Origin of the sequence: Staphylococcus piscifermentans, from assembly GCF_900186985.1 — a bacterium.
Taxonomy (GTDB): Bacteria; Bacillota; Bacilli; order Staphylococcales; family Staphylococcaceae; genus Staphylococcus; species Staphylococcus piscifermentans.
The window spans coordinates 2,281,728-2,304,190 of the sequence record NZ_LT906447.1 but is presented as its reverse complement, the minus strand read 5'-3'; the positions used below and the strand labels follow the sequence as shown (position 1 = coordinate 2,304,190).

General features: G+C 37.3%; 23 protein-coding genes. 16 read left to right on the top strand and 7 right to left on the bottom strand.

The genetic code is table 11. From position 1 onward, the window contains the following. Nucleotides 1–293: 293 nt before the first annotated feature. Both CKV71_RS10785 and CKV71_RS10780 read left to right on the top strand, forming a co-directional pair. Nucleotides 294–911, top strand: a complete 618-nt coding sequence (locus CKV71_RS10785) for a DUF47 domain-containing protein (RefSeq protein ID WP_095106667.1) — start codon at nucleotides 294–296, stop codon at nucleotides 909–911. Nucleotides 912–924: 13 nt separating this feature from the next. Then, nucleotides 925–1,932: an inorganic phosphate transporter gene (locus tag CKV71_RS10780; RefSeq protein ID WP_095106662.1), complete on the top strand. Its 1,008-nt coding sequence runs from the start codon at nucleotides 925–927 to the stop codon at nucleotides 1,930–1,932. 333 nt (nucleotides 1,933–2,265) lie between these two features. On the opposite strand, the gene CKV71_RS10775 is transcribed toward CKV71_RS10780, so the two are convergent. After that, on the bottom strand, nucleotides 2,266–3,081 hold the full coding sequence (locus CKV71_RS10775; RefSeq protein WP_095106659.1) for a CHAP domain-containing protein: 816 nt from the start codon (nucleotides 3,079–3,081) through the stop codon (nucleotides 2,266–2,268). A gap of 351 nt (nucleotides 3,082–3,432) precedes the next feature. Between CKV71_RS10775 and CKV71_RS10770 the strand changes: the two genes are divergently transcribed. The 9 genes from CKV71_RS10770 to CKV71_RS10730 all read left to right on the top strand — a co-directional run bounded on the left by CKV71_RS10770 (nucleotide 3,433) and on the right by CKV71_RS10730 (nucleotide 12,105). Next, on the top strand, nucleotides 3,433–4,062 hold the full coding sequence (locus CKV71_RS10770; protein ID WP_095106657.1) for a Bax inhibitor-1/YccA family protein: 630 nt from the start codon (nucleotides 3,433–3,435) through the stop codon (nucleotides 4,060–4,062). 295 nt (nucleotides 4,063–4,357) lie between these two features. Beyond that, nucleotides 4,358–6,316 (top strand): helix-turn-helix transcriptional regulator, encoded by a 1,959-nt coding sequence (locus CKV71_RS10765; protein WP_095106656.1) that lies wholly within the window; start codon nucleotides 4,358–4,360, stop codon nucleotides 6,314–6,316. Nucleotides 6,317–6,691: 375 nt separating this feature from the next. Next, complete coding sequence (locus CKV71_RS10760; protein ID WP_095106654.1) at nucleotides 6,692–7,051, top strand: transcriptional regulator, SarA/Rot family; 360 nt, start codon at nucleotides 6,692–6,694, stop codon at nucleotides 7,049–7,051. 212 nt (nucleotides 7,052–7,263) lie between these two features. Beyond that, nucleotides 7,264–7,983, top strand: coding sequence for a YebC/PmpR family DNA-binding transcriptional regulator (locus CKV71_RS10755; protein WP_095106653.1), 720 nt, complete (start codon nucleotides 7,264–7,266; stop codon nucleotides 7,981–7,983). Nucleotide 7,984: 1 nt separating this feature from the next. Next, complete coding sequence (locus CKV71_RS10750) at nucleotides 7,985–8,467, top strand: cupin domain-containing protein (RefSeq protein ID WP_095106651.1); 483 nt, start codon at nucleotides 7,985–7,987, stop codon at nucleotides 8,465–8,467. Between the two features lie 210 nt (nucleotides 8,468–8,677). Then, a complete protein-coding gene (locus CKV71_RS10745) occupies nucleotides 8,678–9,250 on the top strand; it encodes a ribonuclease FAU-1 family protein (protein WP_095106649.1) in 573 nt (190 codons plus the stop codon). 133 nt (nucleotides 9,251–9,383) lie between these two features. Continuing rightward, nucleotides 9,384–10,247, top strand: coding sequence for a LysR family transcriptional regulator (locus CKV71_RS10740; RefSeq protein WP_095106647.1), 864 nt, complete (start codon nucleotides 9,384–9,386; stop codon nucleotides 10,245–10,247). Nucleotides 10,248–10,404: 157 nt separating this feature from the next. Then, entirely contained in the window at nucleotides 10,405–11,601 is a 1,197-nt protein-coding gene (locus tag CKV71_RS10735) for a sugar efflux transporter (RefSeq protein WP_095106645.1), read from the top strand. Nucleotides 11,602–11,619: 18 nt separating this feature from the next. Next, nucleotides 11,620–12,105 carry a DUF456 domain-containing protein gene (locus CKV71_RS10730; RefSeq protein WP_167376395.1) on the top strand — a complete coding sequence of 162 codons (486 nt, stop codon included), beginning with the start codon at nucleotides 11,620–11,622 and terminating at the stop codon, nucleotides 12,103–12,105. Between the two features lie 147 nt (nucleotides 12,106–12,252). On the opposite strand, the gene CKV71_RS10725 is transcribed toward CKV71_RS10730, so the two are convergent. Beyond that, nucleotides 12,253–12,939 carry a DUF1129 family protein gene (locus CKV71_RS10725; RefSeq protein WP_095106641.1) on the bottom strand — a complete coding sequence of 229 codons (687 nt, stop codon included), beginning with the start codon at nucleotides 12,937–12,939 and terminating at the stop codon, nucleotides 12,253–12,255. Between the two features lie 190 nt (nucleotides 12,940–13,129). Between CKV71_RS10725 and CKV71_RS10720 the strand changes: the two genes are divergently transcribed. The 3 genes from CKV71_RS10720 (at nucleotide 13,130) to CKV71_RS10710 (ending at nucleotide 14,764) form a co-directional block, all read left to right on the top strand. Next, the gene (locus tag CKV71_RS10720) at nucleotides 13,130–13,585 is read left to right on the top strand and encodes an SA0632 family lipoprotein (RefSeq protein WP_095106639.1); all 456 of its coding nucleotides are present in this window, start codon (nucleotides 13,130–13,132) and stop codon (nucleotides 13,583–13,585) included. An 86-nt stretch (nucleotides 13,586–13,671) separates the two neighbouring features. Beyond that, a complete protein-coding gene (locus tag CKV71_RS10715; protein WP_095106637.1) occupies nucleotides 13,672–13,983 on the top strand; it encodes a hypothetical protein in 312 nt (103 codons plus the stop codon). Between the two features lie 235 nt (nucleotides 13,984–14,218). Beyond that, on the top strand, nucleotides 14,219–14,764 hold the full coding sequence (locus CKV71_RS10710) for a GNAT family N-acetyltransferase (RefSeq protein ID WP_095106635.1): 546 nt from the start codon (nucleotides 14,219–14,221) through the stop codon (nucleotides 14,762–14,764). A 436-nt stretch (nucleotides 14,765–15,200) separates the two neighbouring features. Here the strand turns inward: CKV71_RS10710 and CKV71_RS10705 are convergent, their stop codons facing one another. The 4 genes from CKV71_RS10705 to CKV71_RS10690 form a co-directional block, all read right to left on the bottom strand. Next, nucleotides 15,201–15,767 (bottom strand): LOG family protein, encoded by a 567-nt coding sequence (locus CKV71_RS10705; RefSeq protein WP_167376394.1) that lies wholly within the window; start codon nucleotides 15,765–15,767, stop codon nucleotides 15,201–15,203. 32 nt (nucleotides 15,768–15,799) lie between these two features. Further along, nucleotides 15,800–16,252, bottom strand: coding sequence for a YaiI/YqxD family protein (locus CKV71_RS10700; protein WP_095106631.1), 453 nt, complete (start codon nucleotides 16,250–16,252; stop codon nucleotides 15,800–15,802). After that, a complete protein-coding gene (locus CKV71_RS10695) occupies nucleotides 16,253–16,921 on the bottom strand; it encodes a hypothetical protein (RefSeq protein ID WP_095106629.1) in 669 nt (222 codons plus the stop codon). Between the two features lie 331 nt (nucleotides 16,922–17,252). After that, nucleotides 17,253–18,143, bottom strand: a complete 891-nt coding sequence (locus tag CKV71_RS10690; RefSeq protein ID WP_095106627.1) for an undecaprenyl-diphosphate phosphatase — start codon at nucleotides 18,141–18,143, stop codon at nucleotides 17,253–17,255. A 414-nt stretch (nucleotides 18,144–18,557) separates the two neighbouring features. Here CKV71_RS10690 and CKV71_RS10685 point away from each other — a divergent pair, with 414 nt between their 5' ends. Together CKV71_RS10685 and cydC are read left to right on the top strand one after the other, a co-directional pair. Further along, nucleotides 18,558–20,198: an ABC transporter ATP-binding protein/permease gene (locus CKV71_RS10685; RefSeq protein ID WP_095106625.1), complete on the top strand. Its 1,641-nt coding sequence runs from the start codon at nucleotides 18,558–18,560 to the stop codon at nucleotides 20,196–20,198. Then, the gene (gene cydC, locus CKV71_RS10680) at nucleotides 20,195–21,880 is read left to right on the top strand and encodes a thiol reductant ABC exporter subunit CydC (protein WP_095106623.1); all 1,686 of its coding nucleotides are present in this window, start codon (nucleotides 20,195–20,197) and stop codon (nucleotides 21,878–21,880) included. The genes CKV71_RS10685 and cydC overlap by 4 nt, the downstream gene beginning before the upstream one ends. Nucleotides 21,881–21,994: 114 nt before the next feature. Here the strand turns inward: cydC and CKV71_RS10675 are convergent, their stop codons facing one another. Then, nucleotides 21,995–22,435, bottom strand: a complete 441-nt coding sequence (locus tag CKV71_RS10675; protein WP_095106621.1) for a global transcriptional regulator MgrA — start codon at nucleotides 22,433–22,435, stop codon at nucleotides 21,995–21,997. Nucleotides 22,436–22,463 lie beyond the last annotated feature (28 nt).

Sequence of the window (22,463 nt, the reverse complement as noted above, 5' to 3'; positions counted from 1 at the left end):
TCGAAGGGGGGAAGTACAATTTTATGCTTGGCTCATTCCTTTTAAAAATAGGGAGATGATGGCGAATGTAAAACATATGTCTCAATTGTTAAGATTGTGTAAATATAATTGTAGAGATGTAAATTTTGTGCTATTTTCTTTTTAGGAAGGTAAATTTAGTTTATTGCTTGCATACGCGGGTATGATATAGAGTTTTAAACTATTTATTAGAAATTTTTGAAGAATAACAGAAAATGAATTTTCAAACTACGAAATGTGATTGGAAGCAATCGCTGAAAATGGAGGATTTTTCAATGTTTAATAAGAAAAAGGATAAGTTTATGGTTAAGTTAGAGGAAATGGTGTTCAATCTAGACCGTGCTGCTATTGAGTTCGGAAAAATGGACTTCAATACTCACCTAGATTTAAAAGCTTATTCTGATAACATTAAAACTTATGAATCGCATGGTGATGAATTGATGCACCAAGTGATTTCAGATCTAAACCAAACTTTTATTACCCCAATCGAACGTGAAGATATTTTATCTTTATGTAATGCTATCGATGACGTGTTAGATGCAATGGAGGAAACATCAGCAATGTTTGAAATGTATTCGATTGAGTATTCAGATGAGTATATGGCTGAATTTGTAGAAAACATTCAAAAAGCTGTAGCTGAAATGAAATTGGCAATTGGTTTATTAGTAGAAAAGAAACTTTCGCATATGCGTATTCATTCTATCAATATTAAAGAATTTGAAACAAACTGTGATGGTATTTTAAGACAATCTATTAAACATATCTTCAACAGCGAAACAGATCCAATTACATTAATTAAAATTAAAGATATATATGAAAGTCTAGAAGATGTTGCAGATAAGTGCCAAGCTGTAGCAAACAATTTCGAAACAATTATCATGAAAAATAGCTAAGGAGTTATAAACTATGGACTATGTTTTAATTATCACTGTAGCTATCGTCATTTTTTCATTGATATTTGACTTTATTAATGGTTTCCATGATACAGCCAATGCGGTAGCCACTGCAGTGTCAACTAGAGCGCTGACTCCCCGTCGCGCAATTTTACTCGCAGCCGTTATGAACTTTATCGGTGCATTAACATTTACAGGTGTAGCTGGAACAATTACTAAAGACATCGTTGATCCATTTAAATTACAAAATGGACTTGTTGTTGTGCTTGCAGCCATTTTCGCTGCCATTTTTTGGAACTTATTAACTTGGTTTTTCGGTATTCCAAGTTCATCATCACATGCATTGATTGGTGCAATCGCAGGGGCGGCTGTCGCTTCTCAAGGGTCATTTACAGTATTGCACTTCCAAGGTTTCACTAAAATCATTATCGTATTGGTTGTGTCTCCTTTAGTTGCATTTTGTGTTGGTTATATTATGTATTCCATTATTAAAGTGCTCTTTAAAAATGCTAATTTAACGAAAACAAACCGCAACTTTAGAATATTCCAGATTTTTACAGCGGCATTGCAATCATTCTCGCATGGTACTAACGATGCTCAGAAATCTATGGGTATTATCACATTAGCTTTAATCGTAGCAAATTTACAAGATGGCAATAACGTAGAACCAGCATTATGGGTTAAAATAGCCTGTGCCACTGCTATGGGTCTTGGTACTGCAATTGGTGGTTGGAAAATTATTAAAACAGTCGGCGGCAACATAATGAAAATTCGTCCGGCTAACGGTGCAGCTGCTGACTTATCATCAGCTTTAACAATTTTTGTAGCATCATCATTACATTTCCCATTATCTACAACACACGTTGTATCTTCATCAATTCTTGGTGTAGGTGCTTCTAACCGTGCTAAAGGCGTTAAATGGAGCACAGCGCAACGTATGATTGTTACATGGGTAATTACCTTACCGATTTCTGCTATTGTCGCAGCGATTGTGTATTGGATTATGCACATCTTTATATAGTGAATTTAGAAGTAGGATTGACTTGATATTAATGAAAAATATTTCGTTGTTCTACTCAGATAACTACTGCTAGTTTGAGAGGCAGGATTGAGACTTTTACCAAGGTCTCAATCCTGTTTTTTATTTAGCGGGTTTTTAAACCTAGCGTGCAGGCAGGGCTGGCAAGCCTATACAATTAGTTTGACTCAGCATAGGAAAGAGGGAGAGTGTCATAAAATAATTGCTTGGTTTCTCCCTAACTACTATTCAAAATTAAAGAGATGAGAAAAAAGCTTCTTTCTTCACCAAATGATATGGCAGAAAGAAGCTTTATTTATTATACAGTTATTTATATTAATGAATATAGTTATAGCTAGAAACCATTGATGCAGGAATTGTACGATAGCCGACAACACCTGGAGGAGTAGCATAGTTCATTTCAGAAACTAAGATACTCCCATCGCCATTAACTTGTTCCACGTAAGCTACGTGGCCAACGGGACCTTCATATGTTTGTAAAATTGAACCTGGTGTCGGTTGACTATTAACAGTGTAACCGTCTGCTTGAGAATTAGAAGCCCAATTCTCTGCATTGTACCAATAAGTGCTGATAGGTTGTCCAGTTTCAGCACGACGATTAAAGACATGCCATGTACATTGACCCCAATCGTATAAGTTTTGGTGATTGAAAGTTGGAGAATTCCCGTTTTCTGCAGCAGTTGGTGTACCGCCTTGTCCGCCGCCTTGACCACCAGCAGCATTAGGGATTGTAAGGGATTGTCCTGGATGGATCAGATAACCGTTCAATCCATTAGCTTGCATGATTGCTTCAGCAGAAGTACCATATTGTGCAGCAATAATACCGAGTGATTCACCGGCTTGTACGTTATGAGTAGCACCGCCTTGGTTAGTTGAACCAACATTCGTGTTAGTATTTGTGCCTTGTTGGTTGCTTCCATTTACAGTAATAACTTGTCCAGGGAATAACATATTGTTGCTCAAGTTATTATCTTGTTTGATACTATCTACAGAGACACCATATTGATCGGCAATGGACCAAAGAGATTCACCGGCTTGTACAGTATGTTGAGTCGAAGCGTCTGCATCTTGGTGAGTTAATGCTAATGCAGCACCTGTTGCAACTGAAAATGTAACTGCTAACTTTTTCAAAGGGAGTTCCTCCTTATAATGTAAATTATCATATTTATAAAAATCACTTTGTATGTAATGATAAATTTTTAATTTTCTCTTTCTTTACTTCCACATCTTAGCAAAAAAATGCTCCGTTGTGGGAAATGTCATGTTCTTGTAATATTATTTAATAAAAACAAAGTTCTGTTAATAATTTTAAAACCCCTGTCACGACAGACTAGAACAGAATATTCTGATATTATGTGAAATGATTATCGTAATGATTGTAATATTAAGATGACGGTGTGATTAATATTATTCATGCACGAAATGTGTTATTGTTATACAAAATCTAACTTTTCTTATTTTAAATGGAGGCGCTTCGAAAATATGGCACAACATTCAAACACCATGACAAGATCTCATGCATATGCAAAAGTATGGTTGTATTTTATGTATTTCTGGATAATATTCGGTATCGGCACTTATTTCGGCCAATACCTTCCTTTAGAATGGCGGAGACCGCTTTCAATCGGCTTAACTGTTTTAATCTTAATTTCACTCTTTATTAATCGTTCACGTAGATTTGGCTTTATTATAAGTAATATCTATGCAATTGCCATAGGATTATTAGCTTACGCTTCATTTGCAACTTATTTACAAAATTTAGGGGCTGACCTGTTTTATAAAAATATTGCATTAGCAGTCGGAGCATTTATTGCTTTCGGTATTGTCGGTTATTTCTTTATTCAAGACGCTTCAAGCATCGGCAAATATTTATTTGTTGTTTTAGTAGCCTTGATTATTGCTTCATTAATCGTTTTCTTTATTCATAATCCGATTTTTTATACAGTGATTAATGTGATTGCTGTAGGATTATTTTTACTCTACACACTCTATGACTTTAACCGTTTAAAAAGAGGACAATTCGAGCCGAGCGAAATGGGCTTTAACTTATTTGTAAACTTATTAAATATCATTATCAATATATTAAGTCTTGCAAACCGTTTTAGAGACTAATTACTTAAAAATAATATAAAAGTTTCGCAACGATCAGTTGGTGTATTACGATAAAGGTTAGATAATAAAGTAAACACCAACTGCTTTTTTTAGTCTTAATAATACTATACAATCACACGTTACGTGATTTTGAGCAACATAAAAAATGGATTAATATTTAAAATTTGTTTTTATTTTTTTGCTGTGCTAAATTTGAGATGAACTATTCTTTATAATTTAACAGGAGAGGAAATAAAATAAAGATACAGCGACGATTTCTTAGAATGAAGCGCTTATTTTATTTAAAGGTTATATTATGAGAAGCGATATTATTGAATTATATACGGCAGAGACATTGCCGCTAAATAGATGTTATGACGGTATTTTATTGTTGTGGCCAGCAGACGCTGTTGCAGAAATCCAGCATTTTACCGAAACGTACACCTTATCAAATCAATTGCATATTATTAATCACAACGATATTTTTCAAATAAAGAAGAATGAAAAAACGATAATTCTTTATATAGCAAGCGATTGGTTTAAAGAAAGCGGTTTCAGATTTTATAATTATATGTTTAATATCCAACTTATTCAATCTGCAAACGATATAAAAAAATGTATGGCGAGTCTAATGGTTCGCTACTTAGAAGATACCCTTACTGAAGAAGCACTTGCACGTCAAATTAGAAAAATTTGTACGATATTAGTTGAAGAGGCTTCAGTAAACAAAAATTTCATTACCTCTCAAATACCCCCAGCTATTCCTAATCAATATAGAGAGATTGTAGAATATATACATGAACATATTGATTCTAAATTAACACTTGATTCAATGTCGAAAGCTTTTTTTACTTCTAAAACGGCATTATCTGCAAAATTTTATGAAATTTTCAATGTAGGGTTTAAAAAGTACGTTGAAACATTACGGATCGGTTTATCTTTAGAGTATTTAAATACTACAGACGATACAATCGGATATATAGCAGAAAGAGTAGGCTTCAGCCATTCAAGCCTTTACACTAAGAAATTCAAACAACATCTTCTAATGACGCCGAATGTCTATCGCAAATTAACTCAATTCCAAAAAAACATTAGTTATTTATTCAAAGGCTTTAGAGTAGCGCTTTCCAAAGAGGAAAAAACTGCTTATATTGCTTATCTTGTAGAAGCATTACGCAATTTTGATGATGATGAAGAAAATATGGTCTACATCGATGAGTTAAATCCACGTTTCTCGCCAACCCGTCCCTTTGTGATGGCGATTCAAATACATGAAGTAAGCGAATTGAAAATGATGTTAATCGATTGTCGCAATAAATCTATTATCGACTTCGATAATGAGGCAATGCTGGTGATACAAATAAGCATATCACAAATCTACCGTAAGTTAGATATAGAAGAAATTTTTCAAATGTTGGATACGATTTACCAGTATAATTTAAATGTAGCTTTCATGGTAGAAGATCAACACGACATAGAATATATGAAAGAAGGATTAATGAAATTCGAGAGATTTTTAGCACATCCTATTTATACAGCATTAAAATCCAACTCTACTCAAATTTCTCTAACATTTAATTTGAAAGATATGGAATTAAAAGAGATATACGTGCAAATGTTAAGGATACAAGATTTAGATTTTAATATTGATTTTAATCTTGATATCACACAACTATTCAATCAACCAGAAGAATTTAAAGCGATGGAAACACGATTGAAGAGAATTAGTTTCACGCATTATTTTATAGATAATGCTGAACTGGATTATCCATATTTAGAAAAAGAATACGATAATCTGCCTATCAAACAAGTAGCAGAACTTACTGAAATTAAATCAATCATGAAACGCATGCATTTAGATGAAAGACAGTATATTCTTATTAATTTACCTAATCGTAATTTATTAAATGATGATTTGAGTTTATTAGATAGTACACCATTAATGATGTATATGTTTACGCAGTTTTATGGAGTTTTATATGGAATCGGTATCAACTTGGTCCAACAGACTCAGAGTAAGACGTTGTACCTATATGATAAAAATGGTTTGAAAACGACACTGTATTTTCTTTATCAACAACTGTCAGATTTTGAAACGTTTTATTTTTATAATGAAAAGCCTTATGTAATCACTGAAGATACAGAACGCTTTGCAATTATGTTATATGATTGGCGTGTGATTGAAAACGAAATGTATTTAACCAACCAAAATAGGTATCAATTCAATATTGGTTTCAAAAGTAATAAATTAAGAAAAAAATTATCTTGTGACTAGAGAAATTACTGACTATAAATATGGTAATATGAATACTATCATATCTCCACCGTTATTAGATACTTATCATTGGTCGGAATATTTAAAACGAAAGATTAAAAGTGTGAATCACCCTAGATTTGATGTCTTTGAACATGATTTCCGTGTTGGAACAATGAATACCAATATCAATTTTAATTCACTACAGTTACTTTCTTTTTATAAAAAGAAAAGGTAAATCATATTAATTGCTGTATTCAATAAAAGCATTGCACAATTCAATTTGTTCTACTTGGAAAAAATGGTTAAAGAATATGGGCAAACACTAAAGACTTTCTGGCTTTAAATATCCATAATTAAAGTATTATATCTGTATAAAATATGGAGGAGTATACTTTGAAAAAAAGTAAGTTAGAGTCTTTATTAAACGAATATAAAAAGTATATGGATCTAATGAATTACATAGAGACATCACACAAAATCAATATGAATGATTTTGTGGTCTTGAACTGTATTCATGAACATTGCACCAAAGAAAAAATGTTGATGCAGCCATTCTTGAAAATTGCAACAGATGCCTTTGAATTGAGTCGTACGAAAGTACTCGCTTCAATTCGCAAGTTAGTCAGTCAAGAACGCGTCAGCAAGGTCAGATCCAATACAGACGAACGTAAAGTTTATTTGTTTATGGATGAAAGCAACATAGAAAAACTGAATGCTATGCTCAATGATATTGATAAATATCTAGAGAAATAGCTCGGAAAGCATCTATACTTTCCTATAGAAATACAGTGAGAGATATAATAACGGATGAAGAGTTGGGACTACATGATGTCCTGACTCTTTTTTGCATAAAAACAAGAAAAAATTCCACTAAAGGAGTATTTGGTGCGTTAAAACTATATATTAGTGCGAAAATCATGTATAATAGTTGATGTTAAAAATGAGAGCGAAAGCGAGATGGAAGTATGGGACGTAAATGGAATAACATCAAAGAGAAAAAAGCCCAAAAAGATAAAAATACAAGCCGTATTTATGCTAAATTCGGTAAAGAAATATATGTTGCAGCAAAATCAGGAGAACCAGATCCAGAATCTAACCAAAACTTACGTTTAGTATTAGAACGTGCGAAAACATATAATGTACCTAGAAATATCATTGATCGCGCAATTGATAAAGCTAAGGGCTCAGATGATGAAAATTATGATAATTTGCGTTACGAAGGATTTGGACCTAATGGTTCTATGTTAATCGTCGATGCTTTAACAAACAATGTGAACCGTACAGCATCTGATGTACGTGCTGCATTTGGTAAAAATGGCGGCAATATGGGTGTATCCGGTTCAGTAGCATATATGTTCGATCATACGGCAACCTTTGCCTTTGAAGGTAAGTCAGCAGATGAAATTCTAGAAGTGTTGATGGAACAAGATTTAGATGTACGTGACGTAGTGGAAGACGGCAACTTGACAATTGTCTATGCTGAACCTGATCAGTTCGCACAAGTGCAAGATGCTTTGCGCCAAGACGGAGTAGAAGATTTCCAAGTTGCTGAATTTGAAATGCTATCTCAAAATGATATTCAACTATCTGATGAAGACAAAGCAACGTTTGAAGGCTTGATTGATGCTTTAGAAGATTTAGAAGATGTACAAAATGTTTATCATAACGTAGATTTGGACGCGTAATATGCATTCAGCAAAAGAATGGATACAATTATTAGAGTTAGAACCGCATCCGGAAGGCGGTTTTTTCAAAGAAGTCATTCGAGAGAATAAAGATACGACAGCTTCCAGAGCAGCCTATACGAGTATCTACTTTCTCTTAACTGATAAACACATTTCGCATTTTCATCGTATCGATGCTGATGAAATTTGGTATTATCATGCAGGCCAAACTTTGACGGTGCATATGATATACCCTGATGGGCAATATGAGAAAGTGCATATTGGCGCGAATATTGCGGAGGGCGATGTGTTGCAGCATGTAGTTCCGGCAGGTACAATCTTTGCTTCTTCGATTAAAGGCGAAGCGGGATACGCTTTAGTTGGATGTATGTGTCAGCCAGGCTTTATGTTTGAGCATTTCGAGTTGTTAGATCAACCGACACTGACAACACAGTTTCCAGCACTTTCTGAAGTTATAAAGAAATATGCAGTAAAAACAGTATAACATCAGACTATTTATAAGTTGGGTTGAGACTTTCACCAAATAAGTCTCAACTCTTTTTTTATTCATCGTCAGTATAGCTCTATCAGTGTAAGTGCTTGTTAATTACCTATTAAAATATGAAATTATAATGTGTATAAATGTTAAGTTTAGCAAACATTGAGTGACATGTATGATTCAGTTTTATATAATGATGACAAGGAGTTGGTGACAATGAAAGTGAAATACATTGATAAACGTCACTGGCGTCGTCTGATCGAGAGAGATTATACTGAAGTTAAGGTGAATAATAATAAATTCAAGGGAATCATTGGATTAATCACTATGAAAAAAGTAAGAGAGCCGCTGAAAGTGAATGTTGTCGGCCAAACCATTGTGGTGGCTGATGATAATTATCAATGGTTGCAGATTGTACCGGATAAAAAACGCTACAGTATAACGGTGATGCTAGATGAACATGGAAATCCGTTAGAATATTATTTTGATATTAATATTAAAAATATTACGCAAAAAGGAAAAGCACGTACAGTCGATTTATGTTTAGACGTTATTGTATTACCAAATGGGGAATATGAACTGGTCGATGAAGATGATTTATTACGTGCGTTGGAGTCGAAACAAATCTCTAAGAAACAATATCATGAGGCGTATATTATTGCACATCAATTAATGATGAAAATTGATCATGATTTTCCGGGTATGCAAGACAATATTATGTATTGTTATAATAAGATTAAACGTAAATACTTGAGCGATAAGCATACGACGCATCATCACCGCAGTTAAGTCAAGCGAGGATGCCGCAATTCGAAGTTGCGGGGGGTATGTTGATTGATTATGGGGGACCATGCTGTCTATTCTAATGCTGCATGGTTTTATTTTTTAGAAGAAGGATTTGAATGGTGTAGGAGGAAATGGCGTGAAGATTGAAGACTATCGTTTGTTGATCACATTAGATGAGACGCGTACGCTGCGTAAAGCGGCGGAAATTCTGTATATTTCGCAACCTGCTGTGACTCAGAGGCTGAAGGCGATTGAGAATGCGTTTGGAGTGGACATCTTTATTCGTACGAAGAAACAGCTGATTACGACCACGGAAGGTGCTATGGTAATAGAGCATGCGCGCGATATGCTGAAGCGTGAGCGTCTTTTCTTTGATAAAATGCAAGCACATATCGGCGAAGTCAATGGTACCATTTCTATCGGTTGTTCATCTTTGATTGGTCAAACTTTATTGCCGGAAGTATTGAGCCACTATAATGATAAATATCCTAATGTGGAAATCCAGGTGCGTGTGGGCTCGAGTGACCATATTAAGGCACATCATCGGGATTACCATATTATGATTATCCGCGGCAATAAGATTATGAATTTGAATAATGAACATTTGTTCAATGATAAACATTATTTTATTTACCCTAAAGGTAAAAGAGACCAAGTGGCAGAGCTGCCGTTTATTGAATTCCAAGCGGACCCTATTTATATGAACCAAATTAAAGAGTGGTACGGGCGTAATTTAGAACGTGATTATCATGCCATGATTTCTGTAGACCAAGTAGCCACTTGTAAAGAAATGCTGGTTGGTGGTGTAGGAGTCACTGTTTTGCCGGAGATTATGGTCAAAGGATTGGATAAATCGCGTTTTGAATTTGAACAAGTTGATATTGAAGGCAGTCCGCTCGGGCGTTCGACTTTTTTAAGTTATGATTCGAGTATGCTGCAGTTGCCGCAAGTAGAATCGTTTGTCGAATTGGTCAAACATGATTTAAAAAGAGAAGAATAGGTGAGTAGAAGAGAACTTTTTATGTGCTGTATTAATAAAAAGTTCTTTTTTCTATGAAAAATTTCGTAAATCTCTTTCGAGCTATTCCAAAGTGGGTCTAAATTCTTTAAAATAATATAGAATCAGTTTATTTATAAACATTGAGAGAGGTTAAAATATGTTTCGAGCTTTACTGCAAATCAAGAACTATAAATTGTTTGCGATCAACATGATGCTCTTAGGAATGGCCATCGCAATCACTATTCCTTTTCTCGTCTTATTTGCTACGAATGAATTGGGGATGTCAACGACTCAATTCGGTATTTTGCTGGCGTTGGCTGCTATCAGTCAATTTACGGTAAATGCTTTAGTAGCAAGGTTCTCTGATAATGGAAAGGTGAACCGCAAGTTATTAGTTATTATCGCCTTATTTATGGGCGCCATGAGTTTCAGTATTTACTTTTATGTTCATAGTATTTGGTTATTTATTGCCTTATATGCTATCTTACAAGGTCTGTTTGCGCCTGCTATGCCTCAACTTTATGCGTCTGCCAGAGAAGCCATCAATCAATCTTCTTCACGTAATCGAGCGAAATTTGCCAATACGGTGTTGCGTTCTATGTTTTCCTTTGGATTTCTATTCGGACCGTTGATTGGTTCTGTGCTTAACCAATCGATGGGTTATGCGGGATTATTCGGCGGAACTGTGGTAGTCATTCTGATTACTTTAATTCTGCAAGTCTTCTTTTTCAAAGAAGTAAAAGTTGAACGACCTATTGAAGAGGGGACGCATGTGGAAACCAAAGCACCGAGTATGTTCACTCAGAAATCTTTAATCGTTCCCTTTGTCGCATTTATTCTATTGCACATCGGACAATGGATGTATACCTTGAACATGCCGTTGTTTGTGACAAAGTATTTACATGAAAGTGAAAGTTATGTAGGTGTTTTAGCTAGTTTATGTGCCGGTTTAGAAGTACCATTTATGATTATATTAGGCGTGCTGTCGGCTAAGTTAGAGACACGTACACTTTTAATTTTAGGAGCGATTTCCGGAGCACTCTTTTTCTTCAGTATCGGAGTCTTTGATGACGTAAGAATGATGATAGTCGGTCAAATTTTCTTAGCTATGTTTCTTGCGATTTTATTAGGTATCGGCATCAGTTATTTCCAAGATATTCTGCCGGCATACCCAGGTTATGCTTCAACGCTGTTTGCTAATGCTATGGTCATTGGTCAGTTATTAGGAAATTTACTTGGCGGAGCGATGAGTCAAATCGTGGGATTAGGGAATGTGTTTTATGTATCAGCTGCTTCTTTAGTCTTAGGTATGATATTAGTCTTCTTTACGAAAGAGCAGAAATTTATAGAATAAGAGGTTGAATAATTAATGATAGCAACTATTTTATGGATATGTATTATTGCTTGCTTTATTGTCGCATTTGTCGGTTTAATTAAACCGATTATTCCATCTATGCCGATGATTTGGATCGGGTTCTTAATTTACCAAATTGGGTTTCACAATGGTCGTTTATCTTGGATTTTCTTTGTCTCCATGATTATTTTGACAATCCTCGTCTTTGCAGCAGATTTGATGATGAGTCAATATTTCACACGTCGCTTCGGCGGTTCGAAAGCAGGCGAATATACTGCTTTGATCGGTGTGATTGTCGGTTGTTTCATCTTCCCGCCATTTGGAATCATTATTGTGCCGCTCGTTGCCGTATTTATTGTAGAAATGATATTACGTAAAGACCCGATGAGCGCTTTGACAGCGAGCTTCGGTTCAGTAGTCGGTTTCTTGGCGAGCACTGCAGCACAAGCCATTGTGATGATTATTATGGTACTGTGGTTCTTCTTAGATATTATTTTTTCATGAAAAATAAAGACTTTTTCAGATAGCTGTGGTTAGATATGAAATGAGCTGAGACTTTTAACGAGGTTTTAGCTCATTCTTTATTCAGCTAGTTACTGCCATTCCAAAGACAAAGGCTGGAACAACTTAATGTCCCAGCCCAATCTGCTTTTATAAATAAGTATTGGAATCTTTTTTTATGTAGTGATGGTCTACATAGAAAGCCAATGGTGTAATGATGAATGAAATAATAATAAAGGTCCAGTTGGCGATTTTAACGTGCGGTCCGAAAGCTAAGAACGATTGCGGAATATAGACTACATAGAAGAGTAACGCCACAATAGCAAAGATAATCGCATAAGTTAACAGCCAGACCCAATTTGAATTATTGAATGCTTGTATTTGCACAGTTTTAAAGGTCCACCACACAAAGAGAAATATAATGAACAAACCTGCTAACAAGGTAATAGGAAACGTATAGAGATAAAGCGGTTTTTCGCCAATAAAGAATCCGATAAATCCTTTGAAGAAACAAAAGATTCCGAGTAAGAACAAGATATGGTGCCAGATATATTTGAAAATATTTTGTACCGTTTCATTTTTCAGTTCCTTAATCGTCCGAACCGCGTGTGCTTTAGGGTTATGATTGAAGAAATCCATAGCCAGCATCCCTTTATTTTCGGCTTTCAATAGATGCTTTAAGATGCGATTCAACATGACCTCTGAGTCATGAGGATTAACGCGCAAATCAGCCCGAATATAAGTCATATAATTTTCGAAGATTTCTCTGTCTGTATTATTCAGATGCAGAGATTTGACATTATTCTCACGCATTAATTGTTCCGTAGACTTCGCCATTCTCTTCGCCCCCTTCATTCTAAATATACAATCAAGAAATATTATGACTAAGTTAAGACAATAAATCAATTGAAGTTTCAAGATTCATTCCACTTTCTCGGGAGTATCCTTTTTCAATCGATGAACCAAAGAGGGAAACATGGTAAAATAGAAGCGATACAGTTTTTATTTTTCCAAAGGAGTACTATCCATGAAAAAAGTAATTATGTTGCTGCTGGCCTCTACACTCATCCTGGGCGCATGCGGGAAAAGTGATGAAAAAGCAGCGCTTCAAAAAGATATTGATAAACTGCAGAAAGAAAATAAATCCTTAAAAGCGACTCAAAACAAGTTGAAAAAAGATAAAGAACAGAAACAAAAACAAGTAGATGAACTTCAAAATGAAGTGAAGGATAAAGTCGCTACAGAAAGTATCAAACAAAAATCAGATTCAAAATCACAAGAAGAAGATAAGAAAAAGACTGCAGCAGAAGATAAGAAAGCGGAATCCGACAGCACGAAAAACCAACAATCAACAAAGGCACAACCGAAAGAAAATGGTGCTCAGCCCTCAAAAGAGCAACCTAAAAACAATACTGCTCAACCAGCCAAAGAACAGCCAAAAAAAGACGCTTCCCAACCAGCCAAAGACAAAACAACACACTAAGTTGTACAATAGTTTGGTGGGAAACACACAAGGGTAAGAAATATATAATAGAAAAAACGTATAAACCTAAAAGGAGTCGATATCATATGTACGAACCAGAATTCCACGAATTAGAAGGTAAACAAATGACTTTGAAACAAGTCGGCGAAGCCATCGAAAAGATTTCAGGCTATCAATTAGAACAACCAACCGGCCAAATCAAACGTATTGTTGCTCAAAAACCGAACTTCGAATCCGAAACAGATACCTTCCAAGCTACATACAAGCTGAATCACCTTGGAGACTTCGTTGACGTGACCTTCACAGCACCTAAAAACGACCGCGACCGCATCAACGAAATCCAAGTAACCATTCAATTAATCACTTACATCACACGTTCAAAATTACCGCAAGCTTAAACTGCCAGTTTGGGAAAAGAAAAACTTGGAGAGCAGGGGGAAGCCGAAGAGCTGTTCTATGTTGAAATTAGACTCCCTGCATGTTCAAGCGTCAACAATCGAATAAGTAAAAAATAAAGGCGCTTGTAAGTAGAGGTGAATAGCAATACACAATATCAACTTTACTGCAGTGCTTTTTTCTATAGTAAATTAACGTATAGCATTTGAGATTTATTTGGTGTACGAGGTGGAATCAATGAGTGTATATATCGAAACAGAACGATTAAAATTAAGAGATTGGGAAGAAAAAGATTTGCTGCCGTTTCAGAGAATGAACGCCAATCGGCAAGTCCGCCGCTTCTTCCCGAGCATACTCAGTTATCGTCGATCAGAACTCGACATGCAAGCCATGCAGAAAAATCTAGAACAAGACGGCATGGGCTTATTTGCAGTCGAATTAAAGGAAAGCGGAGAATGGATAGGATTTATCGGTGTCAATCATATACCAGAAAAAAGCCAATATTCATTTGAAGAGTTGCCCTTTTACGAGATCGGCTGGCGGTTAATACCTGAAGTATGGGATAACGGCATTGCAACAGAAGGCGCAGAAGCGGTAGTAGAATATGTGAAAGAAAAAGGAGTCGCCGAAATTTATAGTATGACGGCAGAATCCAACACCGCTTCAAGACGTGTCATGGAAAAAATTGGAATGACCTTAAAAGATACATTTGAGCTGCCTGGGGTATCAGAAAATCACCCGTTACAACCGCAAGTCCGTTACTATAAGCAACTTAATGAATAAAGAGGAAGCATCCGAAATGGAAATGCTTCCTCTTTATTATTTGGTCAAATGCGAAATTGGGGCGCGGTGGACGGTTAGCGGGCGAGTGTTGGCAAGTACATATGTAGTAGCGGGGAGTAGGCGGATATATTGGCCAAGAATCGTGGCAACGTGTCCAATAAACGCGGATATTGGCCAAGAATGAGAGCAACGTGTCCAATAAATGGATATATTGGACAAGAATGTGGGCAACGTGTCCAATAAATGAATATATTGGCCAAGAATGAGAGCAACGTGTCCAATAAATAGATATATTGGACAAGAATGAGGTGAACGTGTCCAATATTCTACTAATCTAGACACAACCTGGAAACTAGTGTCTAGAAAACTGCCGACTTCTGCCGACTCCCCCCAACACTTGCCAACTATCAAACTCATCTCCATTAACCACTACATATCAATCATAACTACGCGTACCCACAGCTTCATAATGTTCTAATCCTTCAAACAAAGCATCTAAATCATCATACAACGGAGCCAACGCACGATATTTCGCATCGATAAAGCCCGCTTCAATCATTTCATCCAACATTTTTTGCAACGGCTTAAAGAAACCATTAATATTGAACACAGCCATCGGTTTATCATGAATGCCGATTTGTGCCCAACTATAGGTTTCAAAGAACTCTTCCAGCGAGCCGGCACCGCCTGGAGCCAACACAAAAGCATCGGCCAACTCAGACATTTTAGCTTTACGTCCATGCAATGAATCCACCAATACTAAATCCGTCAAACGTTGGCTCGTAATCTCTTTATCATCCAAGCTGCGGGGCATCACACCAATCGCTGAACCGCCGTGATCCAATACACCATTTTGAATGGCGCCCATGATACCGACCGAACCAGCGCCGAACACAAGTTCATAATTATGCTCAGCCATATACTTGCCGAGCGCATAGCCTTGTTCCATATAAATTGGATCTTTTCCTCGACTTGCACCGCAATAAACCGCTATTCTTTTCAAACTCATAATTAACCAACTCCAAGCTCCATATTTTACGAAGTTACTTCATCAATGACACGTTGAAAGCGCAACTCAAACTTGGCTCTCGCTTCGTCAGTAAAACGCTTAGGTCCTTTATGACGTTCACCTTGCTGGCGTGCTTGAGCATGACGGTAACGCTGTTCCAACAATCGCCCGATATTATCCTCAGTATACACCATGCCATTATGATGCATCACTACACGCACCTTGCCGAGCAACAAACTTGCTAATCCATAATCCTGAGTTACCACAATATCCGATGACTTCGCCAGTTGGACAATCTTATAATCCACACTATCAGGACCATCATCCACATACTTGATTTCCACATGAGAAGGATAATCTTGCATCGAAAAATGTGAATAACTCCGCACCAATACAACAAAAATGCCTGTCCCCTCAGTCAGTCGAATCACTGAATCTGTAACAGGACAAGCATCACCATCAATTATCACCCGAGTCATTTAGAGATTCGGCTTCTTTTCATGTTTTTGAATTTCTTTGATGCGCTCCTCTTGATTCGCACGTCTTGCTTCCTCTTCCTTTTTCAAACGCTGTTCAATGCGATCTTCCAAGATACGGTTCATATCATACGCTTCATCTTTGTTCTCTTCCTCAAGATCTTCACCTTTATTAGCAACTTGCTTATCAGAAGCACCGCCCGGAACCAGACCTACTTTCTCTTGATATTTCTGCGCATCCTTCATTTCTTTTACCAAACGTTTGCGCGTTTTTTCATCATCTTTTTCCTCTTCTTTACGGCGTTTTTCTAAGTTTTTATCCAACTTCTTCGCCATCTTGTCAGCTTCTTTACGATTTTTCTTCTCTAATTTTTCGCCCTTAGCCTTGATACGCTCCGGATCATTCTCCTTCGCTTCCTTCTTAGCTTGACGTTTTTCCTCTAAATCTTGCTTCTTATCGCCGACATATTGCGCAAATTCAGAAGATTTATTTGAAACCGCAGACACAGCCTGTGATGATTTACTAGACACACTTTCTCTTAAGTCCGCAGTCTTTTCATTCACCTTTTGCACATCAGGGTGATCCTTAATACGCTTACGTTCCACGATTAAAGGCACAAGAATAACTGGTAATACTGTAATTAAAGTTCTGATTAATCTCTTCTTCTCCATTATAGTGGCCTCCATTTGTTAGTCTATAAATTTTAAATACCCTGTCCCAATTCGCATTAAACCGCCTAACCATGATAACATCTAAGTCCCCTCACTCCCGTGAAAAGAAACCCTTGGAGAGGGGGAGGGCGAAGAGAGCAGCTCAAAAAAAGAAGCCGAGACAATATGTTGTCTCAGCTTCTTGATAGACGGGCTCCTCAAGCATCTTGTAATAATCGGGCTTTCGAAGACTGATTCCGCGGCAATAAGTGCGAAATTCACTGAAGACTGGAGAACGTCTTCTGTTCATTTCTCCTTATTGCTTGGAATCAAACCGTCTTCTCAAGCACCTTTATATTCCTTTTCCTATTCCGAACCCGAAGTAAAGAATAGCGATAAAGATAACTAAAATAATTCGATAAATCGCAAATGGTACTAATTTTACTCGGTTGATCAGGTTCAAGAATAGACGGATTGAAAGCAATCCGAAGATAAACGCTGCTAAGAATCCGATGATGTAAAATGGAATATGATTCAAATGAATATATCCGATATGTTTGACTAATGATAAACCGCTGGCTGCCAGCATAATCGGTACAGCCATAATGAATGTAAAGTCTGAAGCGGCTTTATAATTCATTTTCATTAAGACACCTGTTGAAATCGTGGAACCAGAACGACTGAATCCAGGCCACATTGCTACGGCTTGTGATAAACCAATAACAAAAGCTTGGAAGAAAGAAATCTGGTCGATATTTTCACGGTGTGCGTAACGCTCGCTGAATTTTTGAGCGAAGATCATGTAGAAAGCACCTAGTAATAATCCAATCATTACTGTTGGTACACTAAATAAGTATTTTTCAATTACATCATCAAAAAGCAAACCTAAAATAGCAGCAGGAATCATACCTACAAGTACGTGCCATAAAGTTAAACGTTTAGGTTTAACACGTTTGCCAATTGCACCATCAGCTGTTTCGGTTTCTGTAGCAGCTGGTTGGTATTTTCCGATATACAACATTTCAAAGTAACGTTTTCTGAAGACCCATGCGGCTGCGAAAACGGAACCTAACTGTATGACAATTTTAAACGTAAACGCTGACTGAGAGCCAAGAAATTCGGGAGATTTCAACCACATATCATCCACTAAAATCATGTGCCCTGTAGAAGATACCGGCGCAAATTCCGTTAGCCCCTCTACAATACCTAGAATCAACGCTTTTAATAATTCTAACAATAACATAGCGTACCTTCCTTATTTCTGAATAATATTCAAATTTGTTATGTAATCACATGTTGAAACAACTTTTATGATAGCATAATCAAAAATATTTGTGCTAATAATAATAGCAGAATATCTAAAGATAAGACTAAAGAAGTATAAGTACAAGTTGCGCTCTGACTAGTCGAGAGGAAGATTAAGGTTCAGCCCGCTTTCAAAATCTTTCTTTTCCGAGGCGAAAAAATTGAAATTATACCCCATATGATTTAAGTTGAGGTTAAGACATTTTTTGACACAAAGGGTTGCTGTGACACCCTGAACTTCTAAAATAAGATGAAAGCACAGTGGGTGGGACAAGTATGAAATGGTACATACGTGTTCCACTTTTGTTGTGTTGCAGACCCTCTATATAGAGAGAATTTAAGGTGAATTAAAATGAAAAACTTATCTCGTTATATTCGAAAATATATTTCGTATCCTATATTAATGGCGATTGTGTGTGCTTTACTCGCTATCATCGTGGTGGTACAGAACATTACTATTGCCAAAGTGTTAGATATCATGTTGACGAAAGCACATAGCATCTTGACACTGCCGGTAATTCTCGGTATTTTGCTCGGCGTGCTGATTTTACGCGCACTGCTCAACATGACGAACCAATTGCTAGGTACACAACTGGCTTACAAAGTAAAAACGCATCTGCGTGAACGCGCTATCGCTAAAAATTCCCACCAGCCCATTGGTGAACAAATGAGTGTGATTACTGAAAGTATTGATGGCATTGCGCCATTTTATCAAGACTACTTGCCGCAAGTCTTCAAAGCAGTCATGATTCCTATCTTTATCATCTTGGCTATGTGTTTCATTCATCTGAACACCGCACTGATTATGATGGTGACAGCACCCTTTATTCCTGTGTTCTATATTCTCTTCGGATTAAAGACACGTGACGAATCCAAGGATCAGATGACTTATTTGACGCAGTTCAGCCAACGTTTCTTAAACATTGCGCAAGGATTGATTACCTTGAAACTCTTCAATCGCTCTAAGCAGGCTGAAACGACTATCTATAATGAAAGTACACGGTTCCGTGATAAAACAATGAAAATTCTGCGCAGTGCCTTTATGTCAGGTTTGATGTTAGAATTTATCAGCTTGCTCGGTATTGGTTTAGTGGCGTTAGAAGCGGGTCTCGGACTCGTCTTATTCCATAATGTGAACTTCCAAACGGCAGCAATTGCGATTATCTTGGCCCCTGAATTTTATAATTCCATCAAAGATTTAGGTCAAGCCTTTCATACCGGAAAACAAAGCGAAGGGGCTGCAGATGTCGTATTCGATATGTTGGATGCTGAAACAGACACTGCAAGACCTACCGATATTGCCGTTAATCCTGCACAATCAGCTCAAATTCGTTTGGACCATGTTTCCTATCAATATCCGCATGCAGAACGCTTGGCAGTGAATGACGTTTCGCTCGATATCCGCCAAGGAGATCATATCGCTTTAGTAGGCCCTAGCGGCGCAGGTAAGACGACACTTTCTCAGTTGATCTTACAAATGCGGGAGCCCTCTCAAGGCACTGTATTTTTCAACAAGAAGAATTTGAAGTTAGGAATTCTAAGTCAGCAGCCGTACATCTTTAATGCCAGTATCCGAGACAACGTGACCATGTTTCAAGAGGTCCCGGACGCAGACATCATGAAAGTCATAGCCGCAGTCGGGTTGACTGACAAGATTAACGCTTTGCCTCAAGGCCTAGAAACTGCGATTGGTGAAGGTGGCGAAATGCTGTCAGGCGGGCAAATGCGTCGTATCGAACTGTCGCGTGTCCTGCTAGACCGCCCAGAAGTAGTGGTCTTCGATGAACCTGCAACCGGCTTGGACGTCTGGACCGAACGCGTGATTCAAACTGCGTTGAAAGACTACTTTGGAGAGCGGACGGTCATTATGATTGCCCATCGCCAAAGTACGATTCGCTCAGCAGATCGTCGTATTTATATGGAACAAGGACGTATTACAGCAGACGATCAAGTGATTTCGATTGGAATGCATAAAGGACGTGAGAAAGAATGAAGAAACGACCGATTCGATTCAAATTAGATAAAGACTTGATATTTGCGATTCTTGTCGGGATTATCGGCGCGCTTGTAGCTATTGGAATGTTCTTCTTAAGCGGGTTGATGATTTCGCAAGCAGCACAAAATGCGCCGCTGGTTGCCTTGATTATCTTGGTCGTCTTAGTGAAGATGTTCGGATTTATTCGCGCACTTGCACGTTACTTTGAGCGTCTGTTCTCACATCGCACAACCTTTACGATGTTGCGTGATGTGCGTGTTCAATTCTTCTCAGGTTTAACTAAGGTAGTACCGGATATTTATCGGAAATTCAAATCTAGTGATTTAATTTCTCGTATGGTTTCGAGTGTAGAAGCTTTACAGAATATCTATTTGCGTGTGTATTATCCGCCGGTAGTCATAGGATTGACAGCGTTGATTACAGTAGCTGTGCTGTTTGAATTTTCTTTTGCGCATGCATTGTTGTTGTTCTTCAGCATGGCTGTTTCTCTAGGCGTGCTCCCTTGGTTAAGTGCGAAACGTGCACGTGTATTGAGCGAACGCGTTGCAAAAGACGAAAGTCGCTTTCTCAGCCGTTATTTTGACTACAAAGAAGGTTATGGAGAATTACAACGGTTTCATCAAGCGAAAGCCTATCGACGAAGCTTAGCAGATGTCTTAATACGTTACAGCCAACGCCAACGCAGTGAACAACGGTTCTTAACGTTGTATGATTTTGCGTTAGATTTAGTTTCAATGATTTCACTGTTCTTATGTGTCTGGTTAGGCATTATCCAGGTACAAAATGGCAATATGGATGTCGTGTATCTGACAAGTATCGTATTAATGCTCTTAACTTTATTTGAACAAGCGGTGCCTATGAGCAATGTGGCATATTTTAAAGCAGATACAGACCAAGCGATTATGAATATTAGCGAAGTATTGAATGATGTTCCTGAAACTGCACATGTTGCAGAACAAGGTGAAAATGATGAAAAAACTAGAGCGGGTCATTTAATCGATATTGACCAAGTGTCCTTTAAATACTGGAATCAATTCAGTAATGTGTTGAAAGACATTGATTTACACATCCAAGAGGGGGAACGTTTAGCTATTATCGGTCCCTCTGGTTCTGGTAAGAGTACGTTGATGCAAGTGATGGCAGGTCTCTATCAAACCGAAACAGGAGAAGTATTGTTGAATGGACGCAATATCTATGATTTGAGTGAAGCGGAAAAAGCTGAACAGCTTAATGTGATGTTGCAGCATCAACAATTATTTGATGGTACAATTAGAGATAATTTATTATCAGATGCTGATGATGCTTCGATGCGCCGTGTCTTAGATGAACTCGGCTTGCAGCATGTATCTCTAGACTATGAAGTAACCTTGACTGGTACCGGCTTGTCAGGAGGAGAACTGCAGCGCGTCTGCTTAGCACGTTTATTCTTGAAAAATGCACCGATTTGGCTATTAGATGAACCGACACGTTCATTAGACTGGGATAATTCAGAAGCGCTTATGCAGCGTATATTCAATCAAAGTGAAACATTGATTGTAGCTACTCATGATTTAGAACTATTGCCGCGCTTTGATCGGATTGCAGTGATGATTGAAGGAACGCTTGTGGAAGCAGGTACTTATCAAGCCTTGATGGAACAACAAGGTTATTTATATGAGATGGTAACTTTAAACGAATAAAAAAAGGCATAGCCCGAAAGTTTCGGACTATGCCTTTTCTATGCTTATATTTATTTTACTTATAAAAGCGTAACGACATATGAAGTTAGCACTTTAATTTTAACGGCATCGTGTTTACGCGTTTTCTTTAGCAAGTGAATCGATAAGTTTGTCTAATAAACGGTTTAATTCTTTTTCTTCGGATTGTGATAACCCTGAAATGTCAGCCAATTTGTTACATGCTTGTCCAAGCTCAGGTTTGATGGCTTCACTTTTTTCAGTTAAATGGATGAAGACTTCACGTTGATCTACTTCAGAGCGCTCTCTTTTAATCAAATCAACTTGTTCCATTCTTTTTAATAGTGGTGAAACCGTTCCTGTGTCAAGTGCAAGTTCAGTTACGACTTTTTTGACATTTACAGGGGAATCTTCCCATAAAATTGTTAGTACTAGAAATTGCGGGTAAGTTAGTTTGTACTTCTTAAAAACTTTATTAGAGTAGTAGCGATTTACTTGTCTTTGAGCATTGTACAAACTAAAGCATAAGCGTCCGCCTAAATTAAGTTGTTCAGACATTGAGTTCTCCTCCAGACATTCTATCCGT